This window comes from Acidovorax radicis N35, from assembly GCF_000204195.1.
In the GTDB taxonomy this organism is placed as follows: domain Bacteria; phylum Pseudomonadota; class Gammaproteobacteria; order Burkholderiales; family Burkholderiaceae_C; genus Acidovorax; species Acidovorax radicis.
Genome location: NZ_AFBG01000018.1, coordinates 327,876 through 349,484, shown reverse-complemented (window position 1 = coordinate 349,484; position 21,609 = coordinate 327,876). Strand labels below are relative to the sequence as shown.

At 63.5% G+C, this 21,609-nt stretch carries 14 protein-coding genes and 5 tRNA genes; 5 read left to right on the top strand and 14 right to left on the bottom strand.

All coding sequences use genetic code 11. The features are described 5' to 3' along the window. Positions 1 to 123: 123 nt before the first annotated feature. A complete protein-coding gene (gene fumC / locus ARADN35_RS0107210) occupies positions 124 to 1,509 on the bottom strand; it encodes a class II fumarate hydratase (protein ID WP_010460582.1) in 1,386 nt (461 codons plus the stop codon). Between the two features lie 506 nt (positions 1,510 to 2,015). On the opposite strand from fumC, the gene ARADN35_RS0107205 reads away from it, so the two are divergent. The 4 genes from ARADN35_RS0107205 (at position 2,016) to murI (ending at position 7,518) form a co-directional block, all read left to right on the top strand. After that, a complete protein-coding gene (locus ARADN35_RS0107205; protein ID WP_010460580.1) occupies positions 2,016 to 4,178 on the top strand; it encodes a putative bifunctional diguanylate cyclase/phosphodiesterase in 2,163 nt (720 codons plus the stop codon). 189 nt (positions 4,179 to 4,367) lie between these two features. Then, positions 4,368 to 4,763 carry a hypothetical protein gene (locus ARADN35_RS26920; RefSeq protein ID WP_010460578.1) on the top strand — a complete coding sequence of 132 codons (396 nt, stop codon included), beginning with the start codon at positions 4,368 to 4,370 and terminating at the stop codon, positions 4,761 to 4,763. A 224-nt stretch (positions 4,764 to 4,987) separates the two neighbouring features. Beyond that, positions 4,988 to 6,544, top strand: coding sequence for a fumarate hydratase (locus ARADN35_RS0107195; protein WP_010460576.1), 1,557 nt, complete (start codon positions 4,988 to 4,990; stop codon positions 6,542 to 6,544). Between the two features lie 101 nt (positions 6,545 to 6,645). Further along, the gene (gene murI, locus ARADN35_RS0107190; RefSeq protein WP_010460574.1) at positions 6,646 to 7,518 is read left to right on the top strand and encodes a glutamate racemase; all 873 of its coding nucleotides are present in this window, start codon (positions 6,646 to 6,648) and stop codon (positions 7,516 to 7,518) included. Positions 7,519 to 7,590: 72 nt separating this feature from the next. On the opposite strand, the gene ARADN35_RS0107185 is transcribed toward murI, so the two are convergent. From ARADN35_RS0107185 to ARADN35_RS0107125, 13 genes are all read right to left on the bottom strand, one after another. Further along, positions 7,591 to 8,127 carry a M48 metallopeptidase family protein gene (locus ARADN35_RS0107185; RefSeq protein ID WP_029413650.1) on the bottom strand — a complete coding sequence of 179 codons (537 nt, stop codon included), beginning with the start codon at positions 8,125 to 8,127 and terminating at the stop codon, positions 7,591 to 7,593. Positions 8,128 to 8,295: 168 nt separating this feature from the next. Then, entirely contained in the window at positions 8,296 to 8,934 is a 639-nt protein-coding gene (locus tag ARADN35_RS0107180; protein ID WP_029413648.1) for a DUF6806 family protein, read from the bottom strand. A gap of 13 nt (positions 8,935 to 8,947) precedes the next feature. Continuing rightward, positions 8,948 to 9,040, bottom strand: a tRNA-Leu gene (locus ARADN35_RS0107175). Between the two features lie 155 nt (positions 9,041 to 9,195). Next, positions 9,196 to 9,271, bottom strand: a tRNA-Gly gene (locus ARADN35_RS0107170). A 184-nt stretch (positions 9,272 to 9,455) separates the two neighbouring features. Next, positions 9,456 to 9,529: transfer RNA gene (locus ARADN35_RS0107165), tRNA-Cys, on the bottom strand. Positions 9,530 to 9,587: 58 nt separating this feature from the next. Next, positions 9,588 to 9,663: transfer RNA gene (locus tag ARADN35_RS0107160), tRNA-Gly, on the bottom strand. 87 nt (positions 9,664 to 9,750) lie between these two features. Continuing rightward, complete coding sequence (gene lon, locus ARADN35_RS0107155) at positions 9,751 to 12,183, bottom strand: endopeptidase La (RefSeq protein WP_010460568.1); 2,433 nt, start codon at positions 12,181 to 12,183, stop codon at positions 9,751 to 9,753. 126 nt (positions 12,184 to 12,309) lie between these two features. Beyond that, positions 12,310 to 13,575: an ATP-dependent Clp protease ATP-binding subunit ClpX gene (gene clpX, locus ARADN35_RS0107150; RefSeq protein ID WP_010460566.1), complete on the bottom strand. Its 1,266-nt coding sequence runs from the start codon at positions 13,573 to 13,575 to the stop codon at positions 12,310 to 12,312. A gap of 102 nt (positions 13,576 to 13,677) precedes the next feature. Further along, positions 13,678 to 14,286 carry an ATP-dependent Clp endopeptidase proteolytic subunit ClpP gene (gene clpP / locus ARADN35_RS0107145; RefSeq protein ID WP_010460564.1) on the bottom strand — a complete coding sequence of 203 codons (609 nt, stop codon included), beginning with the start codon at positions 14,284 to 14,286 and terminating at the stop codon, positions 13,678 to 13,680. A gap of 127 nt (positions 14,287 to 14,413) precedes the next feature. Next, positions 14,414 to 15,727, bottom strand: coding sequence for a trigger factor (tig, locus tag ARADN35_RS0107140; RefSeq protein WP_010460561.1), 1,314 nt, complete (start codon positions 15,725 to 15,727; stop codon positions 14,414 to 14,416). A 75-nt stretch (positions 15,728 to 15,802) separates the two neighbouring features. Further along, positions 15,803 to 15,889: transfer RNA gene (locus ARADN35_RS0107135), tRNA-Leu, on the bottom strand. Between the two features lie 91 nt (positions 15,890 to 15,980). Then, positions 15,981 to 19,163 (bottom strand): efflux RND transporter permease subunit, encoded by a 3,183-nt coding sequence (locus ARADN35_RS0107130; protein WP_010460558.1) that lies wholly within the window; start codon positions 19,161 to 19,163, stop codon positions 15,981 to 15,983. Between the two features lie 8 nt (positions 19,164 to 19,171). Then, complete coding sequence (locus ARADN35_RS0107125) at positions 19,172 to 20,398, bottom strand: efflux RND transporter periplasmic adaptor subunit (protein ID WP_035197264.1); 1,227 nt, start codon at positions 20,396 to 20,398, stop codon at positions 19,172 to 19,174. A gap of 284 nt (positions 20,399 to 20,682) precedes the next feature. Here ARADN35_RS0107125 and hpnC point away from each other — a divergent pair, with 284 nt between their 5' ends. After that, positions 20,683 to 21,519, top strand: a complete 837-nt coding sequence (gene hpnC, locus ARADN35_RS0107120; protein WP_010460555.1) for a squalene synthase HpnC — start codon at positions 20,683 to 20,685, stop codon at positions 21,517 to 21,519. Positions 21,520 to 21,609 lie beyond the last annotated feature (90 nt).

Below are 21,609 nucleotides of genomic sequence, written 5' to 3'. Positions count from 1 at the left end.
GGGAGCGTTGCAATGCCTTGAGTCAGCGTTTGCTACAAAAATAGCAGCATTTAGCGCTTATGGATAAAGCGCTGGAGGCCATTTTGGCTTGAATTTTTTGGCGAGTGGCGCCTTGCCAGGCGCTCAGCGCCCCACCATGTTGCCCGGCACCACCCACTGGTCGAACTGCTCACCCGTGACGTGGCCTGACGCCACGGCCGCTTCGCGCAGGCTGGTGCCTTCCTTGTGGGCCTTCTTGGCGATGAAAGCCGCCTCGTCGTAGCCGATGTGGGTGTTGAGCGCGGTCACCAGCATCAGCGAGCGGTCCACCAGCTCGGTGATGCGCTCGCGGTTGGGCTCGATGCCCACGGCGCACTGGTCGTTGAAGCTGACCATGCCGTCGGCCAAAAGGCGCACGCTCTGCAGGAAGTTGTGCGCCACCATCGGGCGGAACACGTTGAGCTCGAAGTTGCCCGAGGCACCGCCGAAGTTGATGGCCACGTCGTTGCCAAACACCTGGGCGGCCAGCATGGTCACGGCCTCGCTCTGCGTGGGGTTGACCTTGCCGGGCATGATGGACGAGCCGGGCTCGTTCTCGGGGATGCTCAGTTCGCCGATGCCGCTGCGCGGGCCGCTGGCCAGCCAGCGCACGTCGTTGGCGATCTTCATCATGCTGGCGGCCAGGGTCTTCAGGGCGCCGTGGGCGTGCACCAGGCCATCCACCGAGGCCAGCGCCTCGAACTTGTTCGGCGCGGTGACGAAGGGCAGGCCCGTGAGGCGCGCCAGCTCGGCGGCGGCCTGCTCGGCATAGCCCTTGGGCGCGTTCAGGCCCGTGCCCACCGCCGTGCCACCCAAGGCCAGCTCGTACAAATGGGGCAGCGCGGCGCGCACATGGCGCTCGCCATGGTCCAGTTGCGCCACATAGCCCGAGAACTCCTGGCCCAGCGTGAGCGGGGTGGCATCCTGCAAATGGGTGCGGCCGATCTTGACGATACCGTCGAAGTCCTGCGCCTTCTTCGCCAGCGTGGCGCGCAGCTTGGCGATGGCAGGCAGCAGCTTGTGGGTCAACGCCTCCACCGCCGCCACGTGCATGGCGGTCGGGAACACGTCGTTGCTCGACTGGCTGCGGTTCACGTCGTCGTTGGGGTGCACCAGGCGGCCTTCGCCGCGCTCGCCGCCCAGGATCTCGCTGGCGCGGTTGGCCAGCACTTCGTTGACGTTCATGTTGGTCTGCGTGCCCGAGCCCGTCTGCCACACCACCAGCGGGAACTCGCCGGCATGCTTGCCAGCGATGACTTCATCGGCCGCAGCCACGATGGCATCGGTCTTCTTGGCATCCTGCAGGCCCAGCGCCTGGTTGACCACGGCCGACGCGCGCTTGACCTGGGCCAGCGCCTTGATGATCTCGCGCGGCTGCTGCTCGCCCGAGATGTCGAAGTTCTGCAGCGAGCGCTGCGTCTGCGCGCCCCAGAGCTTGTCGGCCGGCACCTCGATGGGGCCAAAGGTGTCGCGTTCGGTACGGGAGGTCATGGGCAGCGGTTCTCCAAGTTGAAAAAGCAGGAAAAGTGAGAAAGGGCGGGCAAACGCACGGCCCGGCCCGGAGCCGCCGCGGGGCTGCAGGGGCTGCCTGCGTCTGGCCCCAAAACAGGTGCAGCCGGGAACATCGGCGCGCCCGGCAGCATAATGCAAAAACGAACCATTCTCATTTATGGAGTTGCACAGCCTGAGCGGGTTGCGCCCGGCCAGTGTGCGGCAAGCCCCGCAGCAAAGAGCAACAAGCCTCGCCGCCAACACTGCCGGTGGGGGCATCTGCGGGGGCATGGCGATGGATACCAATCCGCCCGCTGCAGGCCAAACCCCCGCGCCGGCACGCCTTCGCACCGGTGGATACACTCCGACGCGCGCGGCCATGCCCTATCCGCCCCGTGCCTGCTTCATTCATCCATTGCGCTGCCGCGGCCTATCCGCCCTGGGCCTCTTGACGGCGCCGCGCGCCCGATGCACCCTGCCCATCCAACCCCAGCATTCTTTGCACCATGAACACGTTCATGCCCTCCAGCTACAACCTGTTCGTGGTGGTGGCCTCCTTTGCCATCGCCATGCTGGCGTCATACGTGACGCTGGACCTGGCGCGCCGCGTGCGCACGGCGCAGCGCCGCGTCGGGCTGGCCTGGTGGGCAGCAGGCTCCATCGTCATGGGCACGGGCATCTGGGCCATGCACTTTTTGGGCATGCAGGCCTTCAGGCTGCCCATCGAGATCGGCTTTGCCGGCGGCCCCACGCTGCTGTCGTGGCTGGCAGCGGTGACCGCATCTGCCATGGCCCTGCAGCTGGCCAGCCAGGAAACCTCTGGCCGGGCCCAACTGGCCATGGGTGCGCTGGTAATGGGTGCCGGCATCAGCGGCATGCACTACATCGGCATGGCCGCCATGGAGATGGCGCCCGGCATCGTCTGGAACCCGCCGCTGGTGGCGCTGTCGGTGCTGATCGCGGTGCTGGCATCGGCCACGGCCCTGCTGATCTTCAAGCTGCTGCGCCGGGTGCGGCCCAGCCAGCGCCTGCCCTACCAGCTGGCCGCATCGTTCGTGATGGCGGTGGCCATCTGCGGCATGCACTACACCGGCATGGCGGCGGCCAGCTTTGCCATGGGCTCCGTGTGCCTGAGTGCGGGCGAGCTCGGCGGCCCGGGCCTCACAGCCATGGTGCTCATGGCCACGGGCATGCTGCTGGTGAGCACACTGTTCACGTCCATTCTGGACGCGCGGCTGCAGGCCACGGCCGAGCGCCTGACGAAGTCGCTGCAGGACAGCAACACCCGCCTGCAGGCCGCCAACGACGAGCTGCAAAAACGCGCGTTCGCCGACGCGCTGACCGGCCTGCCCAACCGGCTGCTGTTCGAAGACCGGCTCATCCACGCGCTGCTGCGCCTGGACCGCACCAACCACCACCGCGTGGAAGACCGCCTGGCCGTGCTGTTTGTGGACCTGGATGGCTTCAAGCCCATCAACGACTCCTTTGGCCATGCCGCGGGCGACGTGATCCTGCGCGGCGCAGCCGACCGCCTGCGCCGCGAGGCGCGCGAGGGGGACACCGTGGCCCGCGTCGGCGGAGACGAGTTTCTGATCCTGCTGGAAGACGTGACCGACGTGGCCGCGAGCGTGATGGTGGCCAACCGGGTGCTGGCATCGCTCTCGGAGCCTTTCGAAGTGGCGGGCAAACAGGTGCAGATCGCCTGCTCCATCGGAATCGTCGTGCACCCCGACCACGGGGAGCGCGGCAAGCTGGTGGCCAACGCCGATGCCGCCATGTATGCCGCCAAGCGCGCGGGCGGCGGCTGCTATGCGCTGTTTGAACCCCACATGGGCTCGAACGCCTCAGAGCAGCTGGAGTTGCAGAACGACCTGCGCCAAGCCATTGACCGGGGCCAGCTGGCCCTGCACTACCAACCCAAGATCGACGGAACGCGCGGCCAGATCAGCGGGGTGGAAGCGCTGCTGCGCTGGAAGCACCCCCAACATGGCATGGTGAGCCCCATGGTCTTCATCGCGCTGGCCGAGCGCTTCGGCCTCATCGGACGGCTGGGCAACTGGGTCATCAATGAAGCCTGCCGCCAGACCGCCGAGTGGGCCCGCAGCGGCATGCGCATGCGCGTGGCTATCAACCTGTCGGTGCACCAGCTGCGCGAGGCCGGGCTGGCCGAGCGCATCGAGCAGGCGCTGCTGCGCCACGGGCTCGATGCCTCGCAACTGCTGTGCGAGATCACCGAATCGGTGGCCATGGAGGACATCAAGGCCACGCAGCGCACCTTCGAGGGGCTGGCACGCATCGGCGTGTTCCTGTCCATCGACGACTTCGGCACCGGGTATTCCAGCCTGAACTACCTGCGCCAGCTGCCGGCGCAGCAGCTCAAGATCGACCGCAGTTTTGTGAACGATCTGGAAAGCAGCGAAGACGCCCGCGCCGTGGTGGCCGCGGTGGTGAGCCTGGCGCATGCCCTGGGGCTGCGGGTGGTGGCCGAGGGGGTGGAGACCAGCGGCCAGCGCGATATTCTGCTGGGCATGGGCTGTGATGAATTGCAGGGCTTCTTCTATGCCCATCCCATGCCGGCAGACACGCTGCTGGCATGGTCACAAGGTGAAAAACCGGTCGGCAGTGCAGACTTCACGCCGTCCGTCATCGGGTCGTTGCCAGAGCTGTAAGGCCGCCTGCTGCGCGCCTGAAAGCCCCGGCCATGGCACGTCGTCGGAAAAGGACGACACCCGTGTCAGCGTCGCCTGACGCCGTGCAGCCCACGGTCGGCGCACCATGGCACTTCAGCGGCAACGCTGCCACTGCCGCGCTGGCCCCCAGGACTGGCGCACGTCCCCCCAACACACCTGGAGACCCTCATGGCCACCAGCAGCCTTCTCGGCATTGACGCCGACCACCTTCCCCCGGCCCACAGTGCGACCGGCATTGACAGCCTGGGGCCCAGCGACGCCTCCGACTCCGGCAGCGACAGTGCGGGCGCCTACAGTTCCGAGACCGACAGCGACACCGACCGCTTTGGCACGGGCGAGCGCAGCAGCGTGGAGCCCGCCCCCCAGCCCCTGGCGCGGGACATCCTGCCCGACCACGTGGAAGACATGTCGGAGGAAAGTGAAGAACCCGGCATGGACATGGAAGACAACGGCCTGCCGGAAGCCCCCGACATGCAGCATGGCACGCATGGCCATGCCGCTCCGCTGACTGCAGACGACCTGCCGGAAAGCGAAGCCACGGACGAAGACGAAGAGAGCGAATAGCACCCCGGAACCATCGGGCGGGGTTCCCGCGTCCAGCGGCAAGTGGCGCAACGGCGGGGTGTGCCATTGCGCGCGCGGAGCTCCGCTGGCGGGGGTCTGTCAAAATACGGTCCGCCTGCCATCGGCAGTGCTTCTGGAAGACCGGCAGTGGCCAGCCAGGAGTGCGTGCGGCGGGCAGAACAGGAACGTGCTTGCGTTCTCCATAAGACTCCCCACGACACGCCATGACCACCTCCATCCGCCAGGACGATCTCATCGAATCCGTAGCCGCCGCGCTGCAGTACATCAGCTACTACCACCCCACCGACTACATCGCCCACCTGGCCCGCGCCTATGAGCGCGAGCAAAGCCCGGCGGCCAAGGACGCGATCGCCCAGATCCTGACCAACAGCAAGATGAGCGCCACCGGCCAGCGCCCCATCTGCCAGGACACCGGCATCGTCAACGTGTTCCTGAAAGTGGGCATGGACGTGCGCTGGGAGGGCTTCACGGGCAGCCTGGACGACGCCATCAACGAAGGCGTGCGCCGTGGCTACAACCACCCCGACAACACCCTGCGCGCCAGCGTGGTGGCCGACCCACACTTCGACCGCAAGAACACCAAGGACAACACCCCGGCCGTGATCTTCACCGAGATCGTGCCCGGCAACACCGTGGAAGTGACGGTCGCAGCCAAAGGCGGCGGTAGCGAAAACAAGAGCAAGATGGTCATGCTCAACCCCGGTGACAGCATCGTCGACTGGGTGCTGAAGACAGTGCCCACCATGGGCGCTGGCTGGTGCCCGCCCGGCATGCTGGGCATCGGCATCGGCGGCACCGCTGAAAAAGCCGTGCTGATGGCCAAGGAAAGCCTGATGGACGATCTGGACATGTACGAGCTGCAGGCCAAGAAGGCATCCGGCGCCGAGCTGACCAAGGTCGAGGCCCTGCGCATCGAGCTGATGGAAAAGGTCAACGCCCTGGGCATTGGCGCGCAAGGCCTGGGCGGCCTGACCACCGTGCTGGACGTGAAGATCAAGATGTACCCCACCCACGCCGCCAGCAAGCCCGTGGCCATGATCCCCAACTGCGCCGCCACCCGCCATGCCCACTTTGTGATGGACGGCAGCGGCCCGGTCTACCTGGACCCGCCGTCGCTGGACCTGTGGCCCAACGTGAACTGGACGCCCGACTACAAAACCAGCAAAAAGGTGGACCTGAACACCTTGACCAAGGCCGAAGTCGCCAGCTGGAAACCCGGCGACACCCTGCTGCTGAACGGCAAGATGCTGACGGGCCGCGACGCCGCCCACAAGCGCATCCAGGGCATGCTGGCCAAGGGCGAGCCACTGCCCGTGGACTTCACCAACCGCGTCATCTACTACGTCGGCCCCGTGGACCCGGTGCGTGACGAGGCCGTTGGCCCCGCCGGCCCGACCACCGCCACCCGCATGGACGGCTTCACCGAAATGATGCTGGCCGAAACCGGCCTGATCGCCATGATCGGCAAGGCCGAGCGCGGCCCGGTCGCCATCGAAGCCATCAAGAAGCACCAAAGCGCGTACCTGATGGCCGTGGGCGGCGCCGCCTACCTGGTCAGCAAGGCCATCAAGACCGCCAAGGTGGTGGGCTTTGCCGACATGGGCATGGAAGCCATCTACGAATTCGACGTGGTGGACATGCCCGTGACCGTGGCGGTGGACGCCGGCGGCACCAGCGCCCACATTACCGGCCCAGCCGAATGGCAAAAGAAGATCGCCACAGGCGAGTTCAAGGGCATCGGCGTCGCTGCCGCAGCCTGATAGAACACAAAACCCGCCTGAGCAGTGTTGGGCAGGCCATAGCGCCTGCCCCCGCCGGGCTTTCTCCCCGACTCTGTTCCTTCTCCGGTTCACAAGGATCCATGACCGAAGCACAGCAACTCCCCATCGGCGTGTTTGACAGCGGCGTGGGGGGCCTGAGCGTACTGCGCGCTCTGCGGGCGGCACTGCCCCATGAGCGTTTTGTGTACCTGGCCGACAGTGCCCATGCGCCGTACGGCGAACGGGGCGATGCCTATGTGGGTGCACGCACCCACGCCATCACGCGGTACCTGCTCGAACAGCACCACATCAAGGCCCTGGTGGTGGCTTGCAACACCGCCACGGCGGCGGCCATCCACGAGGTGCGCGCCAGCCACCTTGATCTACCTCTTGTGGGCCTGGAGCCCGCCATCAAGCCTGCGCTGGCGGTGACCCGAACCGGTCGCGTGGGCGTGATCGGAACACGGGGCACACTCACCAGCGCCAAGTTCGGCAAGCTGCTGGGCTCGCTGGCCGAACAGGCCCAGTTCGTGGTGCAGCCCTGTGACGGCCTGGCGCACGCCATCGAGCGCAGTGTGGCCCGGCCAGCGCCCGTGCTCGGCGCCCCGGTGGGTGCAACGGAAACGGGTGCCCTGTGCGAACGGTACCTTCAGGCCATGGGCGACTTCGGCACAGCACCAGGGCAGATCGATACGCTGGTGCTTGGGTGCACCCACTATATTTTTGTGGCCCACGAACTTCGGGCACTGGTAGGCCCCCATGTGCAATTCATCGAGACCGGTGAACCCGTGGCCCGGCAGACGCGGCGATTGCTGGAGACAGCGGGGCTGCTGGCAACGCCCGATGGTGCCCCTGCCACGGATGTCTCTCGCACCCGCCTGCTTACCACCGGGCCGGTGGCCATGCTTCAGGCAGCAGCCGAGCGCTGGCTGGGTCTGCCTGCAGACTGCTGTGAAACAGTGTCTGTACCCTGATTCAACATATTTTTGGGGCCTGGCGCTTTACCAACAAGCGTTCATTGCTATTAAATAAATAGCATTCACTTTCTACGCTGAACCGGTTTCTGAAGCCCCACCCCACAACCGCTCCCCCACATGCTCCATGTGGGTGAGGTACAGGCGCAGATCGAACTCATACTGGTGGTATTGCGGCTCCATGTGGGTACACAGCTGGTAAAAAGCCTTGTCGTGGTCCTTCTCACGAAGGTGGGCCAGCTCGTGGACCACGATCATGCGCAGGAACTCGTCCGGCGCCTGTTTGAACATCGACGCAATGCGGATCTCATGCCTGGCCGCCAGCCGGTTGCCCTGCACACGCGAGACCGCCGTGTGCAACCCCAAGGCGTGGCGCACTACGTGGATCTTGTTGTCGAAAAGAACCTTGTTGACCGTCCCCGCGTTGCGCAGGTAGCGCCCCTTGAGTTCCTGTGCGTAGTCGTACAGGGCCCTGTCGCTGCGCACCGCATGGGCCTGGGGGTACTTGCGCTGCAACATGGCTCCCAGCCGCCCTTGCGCCAACAGATCGCGCGCCTGGTCTTGCAAGGACGCGGGGTAGGAACGCAGATACGGTAGATCGGAGGTCATGGGAGACGGGACAGCGCGCAGGGAATCACAGAGCTACAGAACTGCGCGGCAGTGCCGTGGAGCCCATGCATGCAACCCGGGCTGATTGCCACAGCCTGCCGGCCTGCTTTTCAACACGAGCGCGGACAGAAAACAAGCACTCCCGCAACGCCGTGTGCCTGGCCAGGCTCAGTGCAGGTGGCGCGGACGGCGGCCACCTCCGCCACCGTGACCGCTGCCAGAGCCCCCTCCACCCGGGCCACGCGGAGGTTTGCCGATCTCCAGCGAGTTCACCAGGGCGTCAAAGCGCTGGCTGAACAGCTTGTCGATCTCCGCCACCACGCCGCCCAGTTCGGCACCATCAAAGTGGCGCTCCATCATGTTCACAACGTCCTGCACCAGCAGATCACGCTGCACCTGCATGATGGCCGCGGGCGTGGGGCCGACAAACAGCATGACGAAGTCGTCGCGCGACTCCGCGCCCTGATCTTCCTCTTCCTCGTCGAAGTCCGCGTCGTAAAACGTGACTTCTATGGCGGCCCCCTGTTCGGCCAGCTCGTTGAGATTCATGCACATCTCGTCAAGCGACTGGCGAAAGTCTTCATCGCCCCGCACCGTCCAGCACATCTGCAACAAGTGCTCCTGGGCATCGAACTTGATGCCTGGCTCTTCTTCATAAGCGCTGGTCGCACCATCGGCCAGCGAGCGGGCTCCGGCGTACTTCCACAGGGGTTTGAGCGCCTCCTGGAGTTGGTCAAAGCTCGCATCGGCGCGCAACTGGACTTGTCCGTGGACGTGGATTTCGAAGGGAGCGTTGTAACTTGACATGATTGAATCGTAGTGGTGCCCCGAGCCGGGGTCGAACCGGCACGCCCCTTTTCAGGAAAGCGGCGGATTTTAAGTCCGCAGTGTCTACCAATTTCACCATCGGGGCGCCGGCTGCCCAACGCACACCTGCATCGCAGCGTAACCCGGGCAGCGCATGCGCGCAATGCCCTGTCGTATCTCTGGTCACAGGGCGGCTGTTCGTCAAACCGCCTGCCGTGCGCCACCAAGAAAAAAGGGAAGCCGAAGCTTCCCTTACAAATATGGAGCGGGAAAAGAGTCTCGAACTCTCGACCTCAACCTTGGCAAGGTTGCGCTCTACCAACTGAGCTATTCCCGCATTTTCTGACTGCCGCCAATGTTTCCATCAACATGAATCAGCAAGCCTCAAATTATATCGCTATTTTTTTGGCTCTGTTCGATTGCAAACCAAAAAATCAACCAATCACCATCCATCGTTTTACGATCTCCCTCGATGCGCCAATCCTGGAGGATCTTCAAACATCGACGGCATGGACCGTATCTGGAGGCGCGGTCCGGAGTCGAACCGGACTAACCGGATTTGCAATCCGGGGCATAACCGCTTTGCTACCGCGCCAGGAATTCACATTCCTCTGACAAAAAAGGGAAGCTAATGCTTCCCTTTTTGTGGAAATTGGAGCGGGAAAAGAGTCTCGAACTCTCGACCTCAACCTTGGCAAGGTTGCGCTCTACCAACTGAGCTATTCCCGCATTTTACCGGAGCCTCACATTGTACAACGTTTGCTGCGATGGAATGAATTGTAGCGCATTTTTTGGGGCTCCCCAAAAAAATTTGCATCAATGTTTCAAGCCATCTGTGGCACCCGATGCCGCAACGGCCTTGTCGGCAGAAGGCGTCGTCACCACCGCCACTTCCTCGTCCGTCAGGGGCACTGGCTTGGTTTCCAGGGCAACTTCCAGCACCTTGTCGATCCAGCGCACCGGCACGATCTCCAAACCACTCTTCACGTTGTCCGGAATCTCGGCCAGGTCCTTCACATTCTCTTCCGGGATCAGCACCGTCTTGATGCCACCCCGCAGGGCCGCCAGCAGCTTCTCTTTCAGACCACCAATGGCTGTAACTTCGCCGCGCAAGGTGATTTCCCCCGTCATGGCCACATCACCACGCACGGGAATACCCGTGAGGGCCGAAACAAAAGCCGTGGTCATCGCAGCCCCCGCGCTCGGACCGTCCTTGGGCGTGGCACCGTCTGGCACGTGGATGTGGATGTCACGCTTCTCAAACGTTTCATCCTTGATTCCCAGCATCCGCGAGCGGCTGCGCACCACGGTGCGAGCAGCCTCCACGGACTCCTTCATCACATCACCCAGCGAACCAGTGCGCGTGATCACCCCCTTGCCGGGCATGATGGCCGCTTCAATGGTCAGCAGATCACCGCCAACTTCCGTCCAAGCCAAGCCCACCACCTGCCCCACCTGGTTTTGCAACTCGGCACGGCCGTAGGTGTACTTGCGCACGCCCAGGAAGTCGGGCAGGTTGTCGGCGGTGACAATGACCTTGGGCTCGAGCTTCTTGAGCTGCAGGCCCTTGACCACCTTGCGGCAGATCTTGGACAGCTCGCGCTCCAGCGAGCGCACACCGGCCTCGCGGGTGTAGTAGCGCACCATGTCGCGCACAGCGGGCTCGGTGATCTCGAGCTCCTCGTCCTTCACGCCATTGTTCTTGAGCTGCTTGGGCAGCAGGTACTTCATGGCGATGCTGGTCTTCTCGTCCTCGGTGTAACCCGACAGGCGGATCACTTCCATGCGGTCGAGCAGGGCCGGCGGGATATTCATCGAGTTCGACGTGGCGACGAACATCACGTCGGAGAGGTCGAAGTCCACCTCGACGTAGTGGTCGCCGAAGGTGTGGTTCTGCTCGGGGTCCAGCACCTCCAGCAGCGCACTTGACGGGTCACCCCGGAAATCGGTGCCGAGTTTGTCGATTTCATCGAGCAGGAACAGCGGGTTGCGCGTGCCTACCTTGGACAGACTCTGCAGCACCTTGCCCGGCAGTGCGCCAATGTAGGTGCGGCGGTGGCCGCGGATCTCGGCCTCATCGCGCATGCCACCCAGGGCCATGCGGACGTATTTGCGGCCGGTGGCCTTGGCAATCGACTGCCCCAGCGAGGTCTTGCCCACGCCTGGAGGGCCGACCAGGCACAGGATAGGCGCCTTGACCTTGTCCACGCGCTGCTGCACCGCAAGGTACTCAAGGATGCGGTCCTTGACCTTGTCGAGGCCGAAGTGGTCTTCGTTAAGCACGCCCTCGGCATTCACCAGGTCGTGCTTGATCTTGGTCTTCTTGCTCCAGGGCAGCGCAGTGAGCACGTCGATGTAGTTGCGCACCACGGTGGCCTCGGCCGACATGGGCGACATCAGCTTGAGCTTCTTGAGCTCAGCATCAGCTTTCTTGCGCGCCTCGGCAGACATCTTGGCGAGCTTGATCTTTTTCTCGATCTCCTCAATGTCGGCGCCTTCGTCGCCCTCGCCCAGCTCCTTCTGAATAGCCTTGACCTGTTCGTTCAGGTAAAAGTCGCGCTGGTTCTTCTCCATCTGGCGCTTCACACGCCCACGGATCTTCTTGTCGACGTTGAGGATGTCTACCTCCCGGTCGAGCTGCTCGAACAGGTTTTCGAGACGCGCCTTCACATCGGAGAGGTCCAGCACTACCTGCTTGTTTTCGAGCTTGAGCGGCAGGTGTGCTGCAATGGTGTCGGCCAGGCGGCCTGGATCGTCGATGCTGGAGATCGAAGTCAGAATTTCCGGCGGAATCTTCTTGTTGAGCTTGACGTACTGGTCAAACTGCTGCATCACCGCGCGACGCAGCGCTTCGATCTCGCTGGGCTTGTTGGCCTCGGGCGTAGCCTCGACCGGTGTCACAGTGGCAGTGAAATGAGTTTCTGCGTCCTCAATGGACGTCACCAGGGCACGCTGCTGGCCTTCTACCAGCACCTTGACGGTGCCGTCAGGCAGTTTGAGCATCTGCAGGATGGTGGAAACGCAGCCGACATCGAACATGTCCGACACAGAGGGTTCATCCTTGGCCGCAGCTTTCTGGGCGACCAGCATGATCCGCCGGTCGGCCTCCATGGCCAATTCAAGTGCCTTGATGCTCTTGGGGCGGCCCACAAAAAGCGGGATGACCATGTGGGGAAACACCACCACATCGCGCAGAGGCAGCAGTGGCAGGTCTATAGGGGTGGCTGGCAGGGGTGTATGTCCGGACATGGAAATCCTCAAAGTGCTCTGTGGAAGTTGGTCCACATGTGGGGATTTTCAACCCTTGCACGCAGCCGCACTGCCGCAAGGGTTGATGGTTCAATGGGCGTCAACAAAGCGCCCGCTCCGGTCATCTCAGGCCTTCTTGGCCGCTTCGCGGTAGACGAGCAGCGGCGGCTTGTTTTCTTCGATGGTGGACTCGTCCACCACCACCTTCTCGACGTTGCTGGTATTGGGCAGGTCGAACATCGTGCCAATCAGCGATTGCTCCAGGATCGAGCGCAGGCCCCGGGCACCGGTCTTGCGGGCCAGTGCCTTGCGGGCGATGGCCTTGAGCGCCGCAGGACGGATCTCGAGGTCCACGCCTTCCATGGCCAGGAGCTTGCTGTATTGCTTGACCAGCGCATTCTTGGGTTCGGTCAAGATCTGCACCAGCGCGTCTTCGCTCAGCTCTGCCAGAGCCGTCACCACGGGCATACGCCCCACCAGTTCGGGGATCAGGCCAAACTTGATCAGATCCTCTGGCTCGATCTCGGTGAACACCTCGGTCAGCGACCGCTGTTTCTTGCTCTTGACCGATGCACCGAACCCGATCCCCGAGGCTTCGGTGCGGTTCTCGATGACCTTTTCCAGCCCTGCAAACGCACCGCCACAGATGAACAGGATGTTGGTCGTGTCGATCTGCAGAAAGTCCTGATTGGGGTGCTTGCGCCCACCCTGCGGCGGCACACTGGCCATCGTGCCTTCGATGAGCTTGAGCAGCGCCTGCTGCACGCCCTCGCCCGACACGTCGCGGGTGATGCTGGGGTTGTCCGACTTGCGCGAGATCTTGTCGATCTCATCGATGTAGACGATGCCGCGCTGGGCGCGCTCCACCTCGTAATTGCAGCTTTGCAGCAGCTTCTGGACGATGTTTTCCACGTCCTCCCCCACGTAGCCTGCCTCGGTCAGCGTGGTGGCGTCGGCCATCACAAACGGCACGTCCAGCATGCGCGCCAAGGTCTGCGCCAGCAGCGTCTTGCCCGAACCCGTGGGCCCGATCAGCAAGATGTTGCTCTTGGAGAGCTCGACGTCGTCCTTGTGGGCTTTGTCCTTGTGGCGCAGGCGCTTGTAGTGGTTGTACACCGCCACCGCGAGCGTGCGTTTGGCCACATCCTGGCCAATCACATAGTTGTCGAGGTTGGTCTTGATCTCTACCGGGGTGGGCAGGTCACTGCGGCCTTCTCGCGCCAGGTCACCGGCCGGAAGCTCATCGCGAATGATCTCGTTGCACAGGTCAATGCACTCGTCGCAGATAAAGACCGACGGACCGGCGATCAGCTTCTTCACTTCGTGCTGGCTTTTGCCGCAGAAAGAGCAGTAAAGGGTTTTTTCGCTGGAAGAGCCTTTTTTCTCGGCCATGGGGGCAATGCCTTGCTTGTTACGGAAAGTTGTCGGGATGATAACCAAATAAAAAACGGCGTCTTCCCCAGGGGAAAACGCCGCCGCGCGACCCTGCCGGGATCAGGCGCGCTTGCTGATCACCTGATCGACGAGACCATATTCCTTGGACTCATCGGCCGACAGGAAATAGTCACGCTCGGTGTCCCGCTGGATCTTCTCGAGCGGCTGGCCCGTGCGCTCGGCCAAAATCTTGTTCAGTTGCTCGCGGGTCTTGAGAATTTCGCGGGCATGGATTTCGATTTCAGTCGCCTGGCCCTGCATGCCACCCAGAGGCTGGTGAATCATGACCTTGGAGTTAGGCAGCGCAAAACGCTTGCCCTTGGCGCCGGCCGCCAGCAGGAAGGCACCCATGCTGGCCGCCATGCCGGTGCACAGGGTCGATACATCGGGTTTGATGAAGTTCATGGTGTCAAAGATCGCCATGCCAGCACTCACCGAACCGCCAGGGGAGTTGATGTAGAACGAAATGTCCTTGTCAGGATTTTCGCTCTCCAGGAACAGCAGCTGCGCTACCACCAGATTGGCGGTCTGGTCGTTGACCGGCCCCACCAGAAAAATCACACGCTCCTTGAGCAGGCGCGAGTAGATGTCATAGGACCGCTCGCCACGGCCCGACTGCTCGATGACCATGGGGACCATGCCCAGGCCTTGTATTTCCAATGCGCTCATGTTTTTCTCCAGACAAGCAGGTACTGTACCCAGAAATGAATTGGGGCTTGTGCACGAAAGCACAAGCCCCTGGCGTGTATCGGCAACAACCGGGCAATTCGGTAACAAGCCGCCCGGCCTGGGCCTATCAGCCCTGTTGGGCCATCAGTTCGTCGAAAGACACGGCCTTTTCAACCACTTTGGCCTTGCCCAGCACGAATTCGGTCACGTTGTTTTCAATCACAACGGCTTCCACTTCGGCCAGGCGCTGGCGATCGCCGAAGTACCAGCGCACCACGTCTTCTGGCTTCTCATAGCTGGCAGCCAGTTCGTCAATGTGGGCCTTGAGTTGCTCAGGCTTGGCTTGCAGTTCGTTCGCACGCACCAGCTCAGCCAGCACCAGGCCCAGGCGCACGCGGCGCTCGGCTTGGGGGCGGAACACGTCTTCAGGGATTTCGGCCTTGTCGGCGTCCTTGATGCCACGTTGCTTGAGTTCAGCGCGGGCGCCTTCGAGCAGGCGGGCGATTTCAGCCTGCACGCTGGAATTGGGCAGGTCCAGTTCGGCCTTGGACACCAGTGCGTCCATCACGGCTTGCTTGTTGCGGGCCAGCAGGCGGAACTTGACTTCGCGCTCGAGGTTTTTCTTGATGTCGGCGCGCAGGCCATCCACGGAACCGTCGGCGATACCCAGCGACTTGGCCAGGGCGTCGTTCACTTCGGGCAGGTGGGCGGCTTCGATCTTCTTGATCGTGACGAGGAAGTCAGCGGTCTTACCGGCGACATCCTTGCCATGGTACTCGGCAGGAAATGCCAGAGGGAAGGTCTTGCTTTCGCCGGACTTCATGCCACGCACGGCGTCTTCAAATTCCTTGAGCATCTGGCCTTCACCCACCAGGAACTGGAAGTCTTCGGCCTTGCCGCCATCAAACGGCTCGCCGTCGATCTTGCCTTCGAAATCCACCGTGACGCGGTCACCGTCTTGTGCCGCGGCGTCGATGGCGCGCTGGGCGAAGCTGCGGCGCTGCTTGCGCAGGATGTCAATGGTCTTGTCGATGGCAGCGTCGGTCACTTCGGCCGACAGCTTTTCGACTTCCGCATCGGCCAGATCAGCGATCTTGACTTCAGGGAACACTTCGAAAATGGCGTCGAATGTGACCTGGCCTTCGGGCGCGCCTTCCTTTTCGGTGATGCGGGGCTGGCCGGCAACACGCAGGTTGGCTTCGTTGGCGGCCACGGCAAAGGCTTCGCCGACCTTGTCGTTGAGCACTTCGTACTGCACCGAATAGCCATAGCGCTGGGCCACCACGTTCATGGGCACCTTGCCAGGACGGAAACCGTCCATCTTGACCGTGCGGGCCAGGCGCTTCAGGCGCGTGTCGACTTCGGACTGGATCAGGGTGACGGGCACGCTCAGCGTAATCTTGCGCTCGAGCTTCTCAAGGGTTTCAACAGTAACGGCCATGGCTATTCCTCTTATGAATGTGGATCGTGCTGGCTGCAGCGCAGCAGCGCCGTGTTCCGCAAAGTCTCACATGGGTGGTGCGCGGGGGGGGACTCGAACCCCCACACCATTGCTGGCGTCAGGACCTAAACCTGGTGCGTCTACCAATTTCGCCACCCGCGCGGTTCTACAACAAACAAACAGGCGGCACGAACTGCCGCCTGTGTGAAATCGGTCAACCTTCTATTTTACCCTGATGCGGGCAGGGTGGGAATCAAACCCCTCCAAGGACCTCAGGCGCAGGCCGTTTGACACGGAACCAGGCCGCATACATTGCCGGCAGCGCGAGCAGGGTCAGCACGGTGGCCACAACCAACCCACCCATAATGGCCACGGCCATCGGACCCCAGAACACGCTGCGTGACAACGGGATCATGGCCAGCACCGCGGCGGCGGCTGTCAGCACAATGGGGCGCAGTCGGCGCACGGCGGATTCGACAATCGCATCCCACGCCGGCACGCCCCGAGCGCGGTCTTGCTCGATCTGGTCGATCAGGATCACCGAGTTGCGCTGGATCATGCCCATGAGCGCAATCACCCCCAGCAGCGCGACAAAGCCGAACGGCCGGTTGAGCAGAATCAACGCCGCCGCCACCCCCGCCAGACCCAATGGCCCGGTCAGGAACACCAGCATCGCGCGGCTGAAGCTGTGCAGCTGCAGCATCAGCAGCGTGAAGGTGATGAACAGCATGATCGGAATGCCTGCGGCAATCGAAGCGGAGCCCTTGGAGCTTTCTTCCACGGCCCCCGCGACGTCAATGCGATAACCCGTCTGACCGGCGGCTCGCCATTTCGCCTCGATGTCCTTGAGGGCAGGCAGCAGTGCGGCCGTTACCGTGGCACCCTGCAGGCCTTCGGTCACATCGCCCTGCACGGTGATGGCGTAGTCGCGGTTCTCGCGCCACATCACACCGGGCTCCCAGGTGAACACCGGCTTGGCGATCTGCGTGAGCGGGATCGACTTGCCCGAGGCGGTGGGCAGGTAAGCGTTGGCAATGTCGGTAATGGCATTGCGCTCGTCCAGCGGCTGGCGCAGCAGGATGTCGATGAGTTTGTCCCCCTCGCGGAACTGGCCCACCTGCGTACCCGACAAGATGGTTTTGGACGCCTGGGCGATGGACTGGCTCGTCACGCCCAGTGCGCGCGCCTTGGCCTGGTCCACTTCCAGGCGCAGCACCTTCACGGACTCATTCCAGTTGTCGTTCACGCCGCGCATGTTGGGGTTCTGGCGCAGCTGCGCCTTCACCTCGTCGGCACGTTCGCGCAGCACCAGCGGATCAGGCCCCACCACGCGGAACTGCACGGGATACGGCACGGGCGGCCCATTGGGCAGCAGCTTCACGCGGCCACGCACTTCCGGGAACTCCTCGGCCAGCAGCGCTGGCAGCTTCACGCGCAGCGATTCACGCACCTTCAAATCCTTGGGCACCACAATGAACTGCGACACATTGCTCTGCGGAAACACCTGGTCCAGCGGCAGGTAGAAACGGGGCACGCCCGAACCGACCCAAGTGCTGACCGTGTTCACACCCGGCTCCGACAACAGGCGCTGCTCCACCCGTTTGGTGACCTCTTCATTGCCCGCAAAGGATGTGCCCTCAGGGAACCAGATGTCCACCATGATTTCGGGTCGGCTCGAATCCGGGAAGAACTGCTGTTGCACCTGGCCCATGCCCACAATGCCCAGCGCAAAGGTCAGCACCGTGGCGCCGATGGTGAGCCAACGGTGCAGCACGCACCAGTTCACCAAGCGGCGGAAGACGCGGTAGAACGGGCTGTCAAACACCTCGTGGGGGTCATCCGTGATGCCTTTGTTCGCCTGGGCGGCCACGACATGGGGCGGAACCTTGAGCAGCAGCGTCCCCAGATACGGAACGAAGTACACCGACACGATCCAGCTGAGCACCAGCGCGATCACCGTCACGGCAAAGATCGCGAACGTGTATTCGCCCGTCGTGGACTTGGCCAGGCCGATGGGCAAAAAGCCCGCCGCCGTGATCAACGTGCCCGTCAGCATGGGCATGGCCGTGATCTCGTAGGCGAAGGTGGCGGCACGCACCTTGTCATAGCCCTCTTCGAGCTTGAGCACCATCATTTCCACCGCAATGATCGCGTCGTCCACCAGCAGGCCCAGCGCAATGATGAGCGAGCCCAGCGAAATCTTGTGCAGGCCAATGCCCCAGTACCACATGGCCAGGAAGGTCACGGCCAGCACCAGCGGGATGGTGATGCCCACCACCAGCCCCGGGCGTGGATCGATGTACCAGCGCTTCCACAGCGGATTCTTGCCGGGGCGCTTGTGGAAACCCAGTGCGATGAAACTCACCGCCAGCACAATGACCACGGCCTCGATCAGCACCTTGACGAACTCGTTCACCGAGGTTGCCACGGCCTTGGGCTGGTCTTGCACGTTGACGAGCTTCACCCCTGCCGGCAAGGTGCTGCCGATGCGGTCGGTGGCCGCGTGCAGCGCCTTGCCCAGCGCAATGATGTCCCCGCCCTTGGCCATGGAGACACCCAGCGCAATCACCTCCTGCCCCTGGTGGCGCACTTTCACGGTGGCCGGGTCCACATAGCCGCGCTTGACTTCGGCGATATCCCCCAGGCGCAATTGCGCGCCCGACGGGCCACGGATCGGCATGGCGCGCAGGTCTTCGATGGCGTTGAACTGGCCTTCCACGCGCACCTGCACCTGGTCCTGCGGCGTCTGAATCGCGCCCGCGCTTTCCACAGCGTTTTGCTGGCCCAGCTGGGCCAGCACCTGGTTCATGTCCAGGCCCAATTGCGACAGGCGCTTTTGCGAAATTTCAATGAACAGCTTTTCGTCCTGCACGCCAAACAGCTCGACCTTGGCCACATCGGGCACGCGCAGTAATTGTTGGCGCGCGTCGTCGGCAAACTGTTTGAGTTCGGCGTAGCTGAAGCCCTCGGATTCCAGCGCGTAAATCACGCCGTACACATCGCCAAAGTCGTCGTTGAAGAACGGGCCCTGGATGCCCTGCGGCAAGGTGTAGCGCATGTCGCCCACCTTCTTGCGCACGCTGTACCAGACGTTGGCAACCTCGCTGCCCTTGGATGAGTCCTTGATCTGGAAAATGATCTGCGACTCGCCGGGCTTGGAATAGCTGCGGATCTTGTCCGCATACGGCACTTCCTGCAGCGTGCGCTCGATCTTGTCGGTGACCTGCTCGGCCACCTGCTGCGCCGTGGCGCCGGGCCAGTAGGTGCGCACCACCATGGCGCGAAAGGTGAAGGGCGGGTCCTCGTCCTGCCCCAGTTGAAAATAGGCGGCAAAGCCCAGCAGCATCAGCACCACCATCAGGTAACGCGTCAGGGCGGGATGGTCGAGCGCCCACTTGGAGAGGTTGAACCCCTCTTTGGGTTGTACTTGCGTCATGGCCGGCCTCAGTTGGCAGTGGAAGCTGCGGGTGCCGCAGCCGTGGCGGCCGCAGCAGCGGATGCGACGGGCACTGCAGGCATTGCTACTGGATTGGTAGCTGTCTGCGCTTTATTGGCGGGCGCCGAGGCCACTTTTTGCTGGTAAACCAGCACCTTCTGGCCGGGCGAGAGCACATGCACGCCCGTGGCGACCACCTGCATGCCAGGCGCCAGGCCCGCAGCCACCACGGCCTCGTTGCCATCGGCCGTCGCGATCTGTACCACTTGCGACTTCACCGTGCTGCTGGCTGGGTCGTACACCCACACGGCCGTGGACTGGCCCTCCTGGCGCAGCGCGCTGGTGGGCAGCTTGATGGCCGGAATGCCTGCGTGGCTGAGGGCCTTGGGCATGACATACACCGTGGCGCCCAGCGCCGGCGCGTCTGCACCATCAATGGCCACCTTGACTTGGTAAGTGCGCGTGGCAGCGTCGGCACTGGCCGCCACTTCGCGCACGCGGCCTGTCAGGCTGGCGCCGCCGGACCAGCCACGCACCGCCACTTCGGAGCCTTGCGTAATCTGCGCCACCTTGTCTTCGGGCACCGCAAACACCACGTCGCGGGGGCCGTCCTGCGCAATGCGCACCACGGGGGTTCCGGCCGACACCACCTGCCCCGGCTCGGCATCGATCCCCGTCACCACGCCGGACACGTCGGCCACCAGTGTGGTGTAGGCCGCCTGGTTACCTTGCGATGACAGCTGCGCGCGGGCCTGGTCCAGCGTGGCTTGCGCGGCTTTCAGCGTCGCGTCACGGCGCTCCAGCTCGGCGCCGCTGATGAAATTCTGGTCCTTCAGGGTCTGGTAGCGCTTGTAGTCGGCAGCAGCCAGGTCACGCTGTGTGGTGGCCGAGGCCAGTTGCGCACGCGCGGCGTCAGTAGCCAGCTGGTAGTCCTTGGGGTCCAGCTGGGCCAGCACCTCTCCGGCGCGTACCTGCTGGCCCAGTTCGGCCTGGCGCTTGACGATCTTGCCCGCCACGCGAAAGCCCAAACGCGACTCCACACGCGCCCGCACCTCGCCCGAATACTCCAGGCTGGACTGCAGCGCGCCCACTCCCACGGTCAACAATTTGACGGAGCGCACAGGCTCTTCGGGCGGCGCAGGGCGCGAGCAGGCGGCCAGCAAAGCCGCTGTGGCCAGCACGAGCAGAGTCCGGGAGTGCCGTTGAAGGGGCCGCGAGGCGGAGGGTGTGCGCATGGGAAATCCGGTGAATAAAGAAGGGCTACAAGGGGGCTGCACGCAAAACGCAGGCACGAATGCCTGCGCTGCAACGGGTACGGGCCAGCCTCCTTGTCCCTGAATGAATTGGTTTTTTTGATTACTGACTGACCGGTTAGTAATCTATGAGAAGCACCCCGCCTTGTCAAGCGACAATCCGGGGTGTGAACGACCAACCCAGCCCCCCCTCACCTTCGGCCCGTGGCGCTGCGACCTCTGCTCCACCGCCGCCCCGGCCTTCCCGACACGATAAAACTGCCGCGTTGGCCGCCCCTGTCACACACTACGAAAATTTCCCGGTCGCGTCCCTGCTGTGCCCGCCCCACCTGCGCCAGCCCATTGCCGCCATCTACGGCTTTGCACGCACCGCCGATGACATTGCGGACGAAGGCGACGCCCCGGCCACCACCCGCCTGGCCGACCTGGCCGCCTACCATGCCGACCTGATGGCCATCGCGCAAGGCCAGCCGCCTTCGCCGCGCTGGGCGAGCGTGTTCCTGCCGCTGGAATCGGTGCTGCGCCGCCATCAATTGCCCGTGCCGCTGCTGGCAGACCTGCTCAGCGCCTTTGCCCAGGACGTCGAAAAAACCCGCGACGCCGAGGGCTACGCAGACCGCGCCGAGTTGCTGGACTACTGCCGCCGCTCGGCCAACCCCGTGGGCCGCCTGCTGCTGCATCTGTACGGCGTGACGGACGCCCAGGCGCTGGAAGAAAGCGATGCCATCTGCACCGCGCTGCAACTGATCAACTTCTGGCAGGACCTCTCCGTGGACATCCCCCGGGGCCGCCACTACCTGCCCCGCGCCGACTGCGCTGCCCACGGTGCCTGCCAGGCCGTGTTGCTGGCGTTGCAAAACACGCCCGAAAACATCCGCCTCATCACCGACTGCGCCCAATGGGCCCGTGCCAGCATGCAGAGCGGAGCCCCACTGGTGCATCGCCTGCCTGGCCGAGCCGGATGGGAACTGCGGCTGGTGGTGCAGGGCGGCCTGCGCATCCTCGACAAGGTGGATGCGCTGCGCGGCGGCAGCCTGCACACGCGCCCGCGCCTTCGAGGCTGGGACTGGTGCGTGATGCTGGGCCGGGCGCTGGTGATGTAGCGATAGCGCAAGCGACCAGGCCGAGCAGGCCATACAAACAGCGCGGCGCACACTCGGGCACCAGCCAACGGCCACACGATCACCCAACCG